Raw genomic sequence first — 10,297 nt, 5'->3', positions numbered from 1 at the left:
TGTTCAGGACGAATTCGTTACCAAGAAAGATTTTCAGGAATTCTCTGCCGGGGACACGATCACGGTATATTACGAGATCAAGGAAGGTGAAAAAACACGTACCCAGTTCTTCCGTGGCGTTGTGATCCAAAGAAGGGGATCCGGAGCCTCAGAAACTTTTACAATTCGTAAGATGTCCGGTACGGTTGGCGTTGAAAGGATCTTCCCTATCAATATGCCGGCCTTGCAGAAGATCGAGGTGAATAAGAAAGGTAAAGTGAGAAGGGCGAGGATATTCTACTTCAGAGGGCTTACCGGTAAGAAAGCGAGAATCAAGGAAGTCCGGTCCTAAAGAGCTTCAAACAGATAGAAAAACCCTAACGATTGTTAGGGTTTTTTATTTGCAGTATGGCGTCCGATGGATCTATTCCATTTTAGCCTCAAAATCGAGAATGGTTTCGCGTATAATGCGAATACACTCCCTGAGTTGTTCTTCTTTCATGACCAGGGGTGGGGCAAACCGGATGATATTCCCGTGGGTAGGTTTGGCAAGTAACCCATTCTTCTTCAGGGCCATGCAGATATCCCAGGCAGTGGAACTGTCCTCCGAATCATTGATGACGATCGCATTTAACAGGCCCTTACCCCTGACCAGCCTGACCAGGGAAGATTCCTTGACCAGTGCATTCATCTCTTCCCTGAAAATTTCCCCCAGCCTCTGGGCGTTCTCGGCGAGGCGCTCTTCCTTTACCACTTTGAGGGCCGCCATTGCCACCGCACAGGCCAGTGGGTTTCCCCCAAAGGTAGAACCGTGGTTACCTGGGCGTATCACTTCCATGATCTCGGTATTTGCCAGTACAGCAGATACGGGAAAGACACCTCCTGAAATGGCCTTGCCGAGGATAAGGATATCGGGCTTTACTTCCGGGGAGCCGCTGCAGCTCTTGTCTGCACAGGTACAATTCCCGCAACTGGCCAACAACCTGCCTGTCCTTGCGATCCCTGTCTGTACCTCATCTGCGATGAGGAGTACGTTCTTTTCCTTGCACAGGGCATGGGCAGCAGCCAGATAGGAATCATCAGGCACATAAACCCCGGCTTCTCCCTGAATGGGTTCTACCAGGAAGCCAGCCACATTAGGATCTTCAAGGACTTCGCGCAGGGCATCGATATCGTTATATCGGATCGAGGTGATCCCGGGGGTGAACGGCCCGAAGTTTTCAGTAGCTATGGGGTCATTGGAAGCTGAGATAATAGAAATGGTCCTGCCGTGAAAATTGTTCTGACAAACGATGATCCTGGCCTTGTTGTCCGGTATACCCTTTTTTTCGTACCCCCATTTTCTCGCCAGTTTGATCGCAGTTTCCACGGCCTCTGCCCCCGTGTTCATCGGGAGGACTTTGTCGAAACCGAAGTAGGAGGTAATGTAGCGCTCATAGACACCCAGCATATCGTTATAGAAGGCCCGTGAAGTGAGCGTCAGCTTTTCAGCCTGCGTCTTTAACGCATCGATGATCTTCGGATGACAGTGCCCTTGATTGACAGCCGAGTAGGCGGATAAAAAATCAAAGTACTTCTTTCCTTCCACATCCCAAACAAATACACCTTCTCCCCTGCTGAGCACAACGGGCAGCGGGTGATAATTCTGGGCTCCAAATTTTTCCTCCAGGGCTATAGCCTCTTTGGAACTGAGTTTTTCCAGGACAGACATGTTCAATAGAATTAAGTAAAACTAAAACTATTCCTTCTTTGGGAGAGAAATCATCCAATGCAGGGTATAAAAGTATTAAATATTGGACAATCCCGGGTTATATTTCCCAGTCCTTATTGTTCTAATTTATGAAGTAAGGCCGCAATCTGAAGCTCGATCCGTTTGAGTTCCCTCCTGATATCGTTCTTGTCCATTTGCATCCAGAAGTACAGCTTCAAAATACCAATGGCCATGACAGATAAGATACTCACAACTGCCCAGCGAATCATTGCCAGCATTTCAGAGGCGTTCCATAATGATATTATCGAATACACGGCAAGAACAGCTAAAAATAGCATGATCACGTTCATCACCAGGGCTAGCCAGCCTAACTGACTTTTATACACCTCCCCGAGCTTTTGAAGTACCGGAGGTTCATTTAAATCCTCATAGAACTGTGCTTCCTGATCTGACAGGGCTTCCCTGATCATTTTGTCAATTTCTTCCATCTCTTTTTTCATGATTTTTATTTTAAAACGGTTTTCAATTTTTCCCTCGCGTGATACAACCTCGATTTTACGGTACCAGGTGATATTTTTAATATTTCAGATATTTCTTTTAGAGAATATTCCTGGAGATAAAAAAGCCGTAAAACCAGTTGATGATCCGTCCTAAGTTCCTCTATTGCCAATTTGAGTTTTGATATCAATTGAGTACGCTGATCGTTCCCGGTCTGCGAGACCGCCAGTACTCCCGATCTTCGAATTTCCTTTTTCCTACCAAGTTCTATTTGTTCTTTTTTTAGCAGATCCAGTGACTGCCGGGTCACTATGGTCATCATCCAGCTTCCAAAGCTATTGGGATCCTTAAGCCTATGTATTTTTCTCATGGCCTTGATCCAACTATCCTGTACAATATCTTTTGCCTTTTCTGCATCACGTGTATACCAATGGGCCTGGCTCAAAAGACGCTTCTGATGGCGTTTTATCAAAATACCTATGGCTTTGTGATCGCCGCCTTTGAATTTAAGCACCAGTAATCCGTCGTAAATTCTGTCGAGTTTTTCCATGGGTTACTTTATAGACGGAAGCTTTGATAAAAGGTTCAAAATTCTTTCTGAATACTTAAAAATAAGCCAAAGAAAGGATCCGCGATTAAGCCGGGGGTTTAGTATTTTTGCCTCATGCGCAAAAAGAACAAAAGGCAGGTCTTTGAGCAGGTGGAGGTAGTAGATGCCGGAGCCAGGGGTAAAACCGTCGCCAAAGCACCTGACGGACGGGTCATCTTTTTACAGAATGCAGTTCCAGGGGATGTGGTGACCGTTCAGACCACTAAAAAGAGGAAAGCTTATTTCGAAGGCGTTGCGACGCACTTCCACCGTCTCTCCAAAAGGCGCACGGAGCCTGCATGCAAACATTTTGAACTATGCGGCGGTTGTAAATGGCAGCATATGGATTACCAAAGCCAGCTGTATTACAAGCAAAGGGAAGTGGAGAATAACCTGAAGCGCATAGGACACCTCGAGTTTCCGGAGATACATCCTATTCTGGGTTCGGAAAAACAGTTCTTTTACCGAAATAAAATGGAGTTTTCATTCTCCAACTCCCGATGGCTATACCCACATGAACTAGAAAGCGATTCCCTGATCGAAGACAAGAATGCCCTCGGACTCCATATCCCGGGTATGTGGGATAAAGTGCTCGATTTGGAAGAGTGCCACCTGCAGGCCGATCCCTCTGATGCGATCAGGCTTGAGATCAGGAGATTTGCCACTGAGAAGAAACTGCCTTTCTTTAATCCCAGGACACAGGAGGGGCTTTTGAGGACTTTGATGATCCGCACCAGTTCCACCAAAGAACTCATGGTGCTTATACAGTTCGCCAGAGAGGAAAGAAATTCCATGGAACTTCTCCTGGACCATATCGCCCAAACCTTCCCTGAGATCACATCGCTGCTTTACGTTATCAATACCAAGAAGAACGATACGCTATACGACCAGGAAATACACTGTTACAAAGGGCGGGATCATATCTGGGAGGCCATGGAGGACCTCAAATTCAGGATCGATGCAAAGTCCTTCTACCAGACTAACTCAGAGCAGGCCTACGTCCTTTACAAGCTGGTACGGGAATTGGCAGGATTGACGGGAAAGGAGCTGGTTTACGATCTTTACACGGGTACGGGCACTATAGCTCAATTTATCGCAGGAAAGGCCAAAAAAGTGGTTGGCATAGAGATCGTACCCGAGGCGGTCACCGCCGCAAGGATCAATGCGGAAATCAACGGGATACACAACACCGAATTTGTCACCGGGGATATGAAAAAAGTACTGGACGATTCCATCGTCGAAAAATACGGTATCCCTGATTTGCTCATCACAGATCCACCCAGGGAAGGGATGCACAAGCAGGTCGTCGATCAGATCCTGAAAATGGGACCTGAAAGAATTGTCTATGTGAGCTGTAACAGCGCGACACAGGCCAGGGACCTGGCCTTGATGGATGAGGCGTATGAAATTTGCACCGTGCAGCCCGTCGACATGTTTCCCCAGACCCATCACGTAGAAAATGTCGTACTTTTGAAAAAACGCAAAGCCTAACATGAATAGTGAATCCAGGCGCCGGATCCGAACTGAGGTTTGGTATAAATTCTCGATTTCCTCTTTGATTGCCCTCTTGTTTTCATCATTTTCCCTTTCCTGTGAAAAGGACGATATCTGCGTGGAAGGGGACACGCCTCTGCTCATCCTTCGTTTCTACGATGCCTCAGATACCACTGCAGTTAAATCAGTCTCCAATGTCCGGATCGTAGGGCTTGGAAACGGAGAACCGGTGGATACATTCACAGATCGGTCTACCAGGGATTCTGTCGCCCTTCCCCTGCGAATCAATGAAGGTGAAACTGGTTTTCTGATAATTCAGAACTCAGCCGGGGATGAAGGCGCGGAGACCGGAAACATCGATACGCTCCGGTTCAATTATACTACGGAAGAGGTGTTCATTTCAAGGGCGTGCGGTTTTATCGCTAATTACACGGATCTCACGGAGAATCTTGTCACAGATTCTGAAAATTGGATCCAAGACATCACCATAGCAATCCCAACTGTAGACTCACAACTCCAAGCACATGTTAAAGTATTTCATTAAAGGTCTGCTTCTGCTGTGTTTTCTCCCTGTTTTTTCCCAATCAGGGCCCATAGACCTGAGAGCCAGGGATACCACCCGTTACAGTCAACCCTACGGGCTTAGGGCGGGGATAGATCTTAGCAGGCCGGTCCTTTCCTTTTTTAATGAGGATTATACAGGGCTGGAGATCGTGGCAGATTACAGACTTACGCAGCGCCTTTACCTGGCCGGGGAGTTGGGCAATGAACAGAAGACGAATCGGGAAGAGCTGGAGAACTTCGACCTGTCTGATCCAACCCTGTTGTACGAATACAACACCTCCGGAAGCTATATCAAGCTGGGGGTGGATTACAACACCTACGAGAACTGGTACGGGATGAACAATTCCATCTTTATAGGTGGACGATATGCCTTTAGTACATTTAGTCAAACCCTTAACTCCGGTTTTGTATATGACAGCAACCGTTACTGGGTTCCCGATGCCTTTGCTCCCGGGAATCAGGGTGGAGAGGAATACGGCGGACTCAACGCGAGCTGGCTCGAATTCCTTGTCGGGGTCAAGGCGGAGCTTTTTGCCAATTTCTATCTGGGGGCCAGCGTAAGGTTGGGCTTTCTGGTAAGTAACAAGGAGGCAGATAATTTTCCCAATCTCTGGATCCCCGGATTCAACAGGGTTACGGACGGGAGTAATTTTGGAGTGGGTTATAACTACAGCATCACATACTTTCTACCCCTTTACCGCAAGGCAAAAAAAGGGAGTTCAGAGACTTCTTCGGCTAACTGAATGCTGCAAAGATCACAGTCTTTTCCTCTTAACTTCCGGAAATCGTCTTGTGTTTAGCCTTTTTACTCCCCTCGTAAATGGCGTATTTCACCAGTCGAGATTCCAGATGGCTATTGTATACCTTGATCTTCGCAGAAGGTCTGAGACCGACAAATTTAAGAGCTTCCAGGTTGGAAGTGATCAGCCAGGCATCAGAACCGGGATAACCTCGTTTTAAGGTATTCCCTATGTGGGTGTAAAACTCCTCCATTTCAACAGGTAGTCGTTCTCCGTAAGGCGGATTAAAAAGCAGGTGCAGATGTCGTTCCGAAGTCTTTTGGGAGAGGAAGAAATTTTTTTGTTCAATCTGTATGTAATCAGACAGGTTAGCATTAGCCACATTTTCCCTGGCTTTTTGTACCGCTGAAGGCGCTTTGTCATAACCGGTGATGCTGAATGGGAATTCCCGTGCCTTATTCAGACAACTCTCAATGATCTTTTCATAGAGGGAAGGATCGAAATCCTTCCATTTTTCAAATGCAAATCCCTTCCTGTTGATGTTAGGGGGGATGTTGCAGGCGATCATGGCTGCTTCGATTGGGATGGTTCCGCTCCCGCACATGGGGTCCAGAAAATCACATTGGCCGTCCCATCCACTGAGCAATAGCAGGCCGGCTGCTAAAACCTCATTGATAGGTGCAATGTTCGTAGCCGTTCTGTATCCCCTGTGGTGAAGCGATGCCCCAGAACTGTCAAGGGATACGTTGCAATGATCTTTGTGGATATGTATGTTAACGCGAAGGTCCGGGTTATCGAGATCCACACTGGGCCTGCGACCTTTTCTTTCCCTGAAACTATCTGCGATGGCGTCCTTGGTTTTTTGAGCTACATAAAGGCTGTGGGAAAAGGCATCTGAATAAATGGTTGCATCGATAGCGAAGGTATCATCTTCGGAGAGATACGGACTCCAGTCCATGGCATAGATCTCCTTGTAGAGATCGTCCTCGTCCCTCACCTTGAAATGCTTTATGGGTTTGATGATCTTGACCGCGGTCCTCAAACTGAGATTGGCTTTGTACATAAAGCCCGTATCCCCTTCGAAGGAGACATTACGAACTCCGGGGGTCACATTGATGGCACCCAGATTCCTCAACTCCCTGGACAGGATTTCTTCGAACCCGTAGAGGGTTTTGGCTACCATCTTAAAATTATTACTCATAGTATTCCTGTGATAGCCGTAAAAATACACTAATTTTAGACCAGTTAAGTTACGGCCGATCATAAAGGCCCTATGCACATGCACTATTTATTCCTGATCCTTACGGTGCTTTTCTGTTTCGGCTTTGTAGCTATTGCGGAACCGCGGAAATCTTCCGGATTGCAACTCCTCCTTTCCTTTAGCGGTGCATTCTTGCTCGCCCTGACGATCTTCGACCTCTTTCCCGAGGTCTATGCAGCCTCGGAACCCAAGTCCATCGGCGTCTTCATCATCCTGGGGATCCTGCTTCAGATCGTCCTGGAACTATTTTCGAAGGGGGCAGAACACGGACATGTACACTGGGATTTTGAAAATACAGCATTCCCTTGGATGTTATTTATAAGTCTTTGTATACATTCCTTTATGGAGGGTATCCCACTGATCGATTCGAGTCCGATCCTTTACGGCATTCTGATTCACAAGATTCCTATTGCCATCATTTTGAGCATGTTTTTACTCAACTCTAAACTGAAAACTTCCTATGCCATTGGGTTCATACTTGTTTTCTCTATGATGACTCCTCTGGGCAGCCTGCTTTCGAGTCAACTCGAAGTCATCAATCAATACCGCCCTCAGATCACGGCTATCGTGATTGGGATTCTGTTGCATATAAGCACCGTGATCTTATTGGAAAGTTCCAAGGAACATGTTTTTAATATCCGAAAACTGGGGGTCATCTGCCTCGGGTTCATCGTTGCGTATTTTATCTAGATGTTTTCAAAGAAGGAATCCAAAGAACTCAGGGAATTGTTCTGGACCTCCTTTGGCAAGTCATACCCCAGAAAATGGATGTTATACCGGACAGGGATTTCCGGCGTCAATTTGAAGTTCCATTTCGATCTCAAAAAGGCCATGGTCTCCCTTGATCTGGAAGGAATTGATCCAACGCGACTTAGTATTATATGGGAAAGGCTGATTTCACTACAAACCCTCTTGAGATCGGAATACTTGACAGATGCCAGCTATGATCCTGAACATTTACTGGAAAGCAAGAAGCAAATCAAAAGGATCTACGTAAAAAAGGAAGGGCTCTGCATTCACGATAAGAATACATGGCAGGAGGCCATGTCGTTTCTAAATGATCATATGTCGATTTTGGAAGAATTCGTAAAAGAGCACGCGGAGATCATCGATCCTTAAAAGACATCTTCGTAGATGAGGAACCAATGACTTATTGCACCACCCAGGACGAAAAGATGCCAGATAAAGTGATTATAGGGAATCTTACGGATAGCGTAGAACACAATGCCTAGGGTATAGAATCCACCTCCCAGGAAGAGCATCGTTACTCCAAATAAAGTCAAATGATCCCAGAGGAAGGCAAAGTCGACTACGATCAACCATCCCATGACCAGGTAAAGAAGTAAGGAAAGGTATTCCAGTTTACCCGTATAAAAGATCTTGAAAAGGGATCCTATCAAGGTGATGCCCCATACGATAATGAACAGGGTCATTCCCTTTGAATCTGAGAGGGTAAGGAGGGCTACCGGCGTATAGGTGCCTGCAATAAGGAAATAGATGCTGATATGGTCCAGTACCCGTAACCTGCGCTTAATTCGGGGGTCATTCACAGAATGGTAAAGGGTGGAAGCTGAAAATAGCAGCACTATACTAGCGCTGTAGATCACAATACTCCAGGTTTCACGTGAGTTTGAAGGATCGTGAACCTGCCAGAGCAAATAGGCCCCGATGATGCCCAGCAGGATACCCAGGCCATGAGACAGGGCATTAAGTCGTTCTTCTTTGTGGTAAAGAGCCGTATCGGACATAAAGGTGAATCCCGGTTTACTTATATCTCGTTCCGCGTTTGATTACCATATCCACATCTTGAAGAAGGCTGATATATCTCAGTACATCTCCATTGACGGCGATAATGTCAGCGTATTTACCGGGTGTGATGGTACCCACATCATCAGATACGCCCATCCACAGTGCCGGCCAGTAAGTGGCTGCCCGAATGGCATACATGGGATCAATACCGAATTCATTTACCCAAACATCGAGTTCATTCCATGTCGACTGGCTGTGGAATTTCATAGGAATCCCGCTATCCGTGCCTACCAGGAGGACCACTCCGGCATCCATGAGCTGCCTGATCTTGGTCCGGAGGGTAGGCTTCCTGATGGGAGTCAATTGAAAATATGGGAGTTGATCCGGATGTTTTATACTATTCCGAATATCTGTGACCACGGAGTCCGGCAATCCCAAATGCCAGGAATCATTGTCCAGTTTTTCCGGGTTGTCCCTCACATATTCATAATTGTATAGCCCTTCAACGGTAGGGCACCAGAAAAGAGGTCCGAGATTCATCTGGGCGGTGCGCTCACGGATCATATCCATGACATCATCCGGGTAAGCAGGTGCTGAGGAAAGTCCGGTATGTTCGAAGCAGTCGACGCCCACCTGCAATCCTCTTCTTATTTCTTCAGGTCTGTGTCCGTGGGCCACCACTTTAAGCTTGTATTTATGAGCTTCGTCTACCACTGCTTTTAATTCGGCCATGGTCATCTGGTCCTGGTCGATAAGTTTTATTACGTCTACCCCGGCTTTGGCGAGTTTTTGAATTTTTCTCTTTCCATCTTCGGGCCCGTTCACCCCCCATCGAAATTCCTCTGTACCCGGATATGGTTTATGCTGGATGAAAGGGCCTGACACATAGAGGGTTGCCCCGGGTATTTTCCCTGCGTTAATCGCATCCCTGACACCAATACTGGCTTCGAGAGGAGCTCCGAGATCACGGGCACTTGTTACTCCGGCCATCAGGAGCTGTTGGGCAGAGGCCGGCATGATGACATCCTGAAAGAGGGGCGGATAGGTTCTATCCCAATAATCATAATCGGCATGACCGTTGATCATGGTATGCACGTGCATGTCCCAGAGTCCGGGTAATACACTCATCCCTTCTGTGGAGATAACTTCTGCATTCTCAGGGATGGGTGTGTTGTCCTGGTTACCCACGGCCAGGATGCGTTCACCTTGTATAATGATCACGCTGTTTTTTATAGGATCGGAGCCATAACCATCGATCAAGGTACCGCCAACGAGGGCTTTTAAGGGTGTTTCCTGGGCCGAAAGAAAAGAGAAAATCAGAAATAAGGGTATAAAAAACCGCACTTTCCTGTTCATGGGGATAGAAGTTTGAATTAAAGATACCACAAATGAAAGCAACAGCCGTTAGCCTGAGAAAAGTTCCTGTTTTATTCTTTCATTTTTAAAGATTATTTTTTCTTCAAGGGGGAATAAGGACGTATGTCCCCTGGGGGTAGGATGTAATAGGGACCTGGGGTCTTCCCTTGGCTTCCCTTGAGGTAGGTACATAAAAAAAGCACCCATATTGCTATGAGTGCTTTTAAAAAAGGCGGCGACCTACTCTTCCACCTGGTGTGGCAGTACCATCGGCGCTGACGGGCTTAACTTCCCTGTTCGGAATGGTAAGGGGTGGACCCCGTCGCCATGGCCACCTGAGCCTTGTTGTGAAGGAT

Annotated in this window: 12 protein-coding genes and 1 rRNA gene; 6 read left to right on the top strand and 7 right to left on the bottom strand. The window is 46.9% G+C overall.

Annotated elements, in window-relative coordinates:
* Positions 1–331 (top strand): 50S ribosomal protein L19 (rplS, locus tag ABYP73_RS07670; RefSeq protein WP_372973922.1); only part of this gene is annotated, 331 nt, incomplete at its 5' end.
* 72 nt (positions 332–403) lie between these two features.
* On the opposite strand, the gene rocD is transcribed toward rplS, so the two are convergent.
* The 3 genes from rocD to ABYP73_RS07655 form a co-directional block, all read right to left on the bottom strand.
* Complete coding sequence (gene rocD, locus ABYP73_RS07665) at positions 404–1,690, bottom strand: ornithine--oxo-acid transaminase (protein WP_372945850.1); 1,287 nt, start codon at positions 1,688–1,690, stop codon at positions 404–406.
* A gap of 113 nt (positions 1,691–1,803) precedes the next feature.
* Positions 1,804–2,190, bottom strand: coding sequence for a DUF6768 family protein (locus ABYP73_RS07660; RefSeq protein ID WP_372945849.1), 387 nt, complete (start codon positions 2,188–2,190; stop codon positions 1,804–1,806).
* Between the two features lie 5 nt (positions 2,191–2,195).
* Positions 2,196–2,738, bottom strand: coding sequence for an RNA polymerase sigma factor (locus ABYP73_RS07655; protein ID WP_372973921.1), 543 nt, complete (start codon positions 2,736–2,738; stop codon positions 2,196–2,198).
* Positions 2,739–2,852: 114 nt separating this feature from the next.
* Between ABYP73_RS07655 and rlmD the strand changes: the two genes are divergently transcribed.
* From rlmD to ABYP73_RS07640, 3 genes are read left to right on the top strand one after another with little or no spacing between them, the layout of a single operon-like run.
* Positions 2,853–4,268 (top strand): 23S rRNA (uracil(1939)-C(5))-methyltransferase RlmD, encoded by a 1,416-nt coding sequence (rlmD, locus tag ABYP73_RS07650; RefSeq protein ID WP_372973920.1) that lies wholly within the window; start codon positions 2,853–2,855, stop codon positions 4,266–4,268.
* Position 4,269: 1 nt separating this feature from the next.
* The gene (locus ABYP73_RS07645) at positions 4,270–4,815 is read left to right on the top strand and encodes a DUF6452 family protein (protein WP_372945846.1); all 546 of its coding nucleotides are present in this window, start codon (positions 4,270–4,272) and stop codon (positions 4,813–4,815) included.
* Complete coding sequence (locus ABYP73_RS07640) at positions 4,796–5,578, top strand: DUF6048 family protein (RefSeq protein ID WP_372973919.1); 783 nt, start codon at positions 4,796–4,798, stop codon at positions 5,576–5,578. Before ABYP73_RS07645 ends, ABYP73_RS07640 begins: the two co-directional genes overlap by 20 nt.
* 28 nt (positions 5,579–5,606) lie before the next feature.
* Here the strand turns inward: ABYP73_RS07640 and ABYP73_RS07635 are convergent, their stop codons facing one another.
* Positions 5,607–6,776 carry a class I SAM-dependent RNA methyltransferase gene (locus ABYP73_RS07635; RefSeq protein ID WP_372946503.1) on the bottom strand — a complete coding sequence of 390 codons (1,170 nt, stop codon included), beginning with the start codon at positions 6,774–6,776 and terminating at the stop codon, positions 5,607–5,609.
* A 78-nt stretch (positions 6,777–6,854) separates the two neighbouring features.
* On the opposite strand from ABYP73_RS07635, the gene ABYP73_RS07630 reads away from it, so the two are divergent.
* A complete protein-coding gene (locus ABYP73_RS07630; protein ID WP_372973918.1) occupies positions 6,855–7,526 on the top strand; it encodes a ZIP family metal transporter in 672 nt (223 codons plus the stop codon).
* On the top strand, positions 7,527–7,955 hold the full coding sequence (locus ABYP73_RS07625; RefSeq protein ID WP_372973917.1) for a DUF4268 domain-containing protein: 429 nt from the start codon (positions 7,527–7,529) through the stop codon (positions 7,953–7,955). It begins immediately after the preceding gene.
* Here ABYP73_RS07625 and ABYP73_RS07620 read toward each other — a convergent pair.
* From ABYP73_RS07620 to rrf, 3 genes are all read right to left on the bottom strand, one after another.
* Positions 7,952–8,584 carry a hemolysin III family protein gene (locus tag ABYP73_RS07620; protein WP_372946477.1) on the bottom strand — a complete coding sequence of 211 codons (633 nt, stop codon included), beginning with the start codon at positions 8,582–8,584 and terminating at the stop codon, positions 7,952–7,954. The genes ABYP73_RS07625 and ABYP73_RS07620 overlap by 4 nt on opposite strands.
* Positions 8,585–8,600: 16 nt before the next feature.
* A complete protein-coding gene (locus ABYP73_RS07615) occupies positions 8,601–9,941 on the bottom strand; it encodes an amidohydrolase family protein (RefSeq protein WP_372973916.1) in 1,341 nt (446 codons plus the stop codon).
* Between the two features lie 227 nt (positions 9,942–10,168).
* Positions 10,169–10,280, bottom strand: a 5S ribosomal RNA gene (gene rrf / locus ABYP73_RS07610).
* Positions 10,281–10,297: the final 17 nt, after the last annotated feature.

It is taken from the genome of Muriicola sp. (assembly GCF_041567615.1).
Taxonomy (GTDB): domain Bacteria; phylum Bacteroidota; class Bacteroidia; order Flavobacteriales; family Flavobacteriaceae; genus Muriicola.
This window is presented reverse-complemented; position numbering and strand designations above follow the sequence as displayed.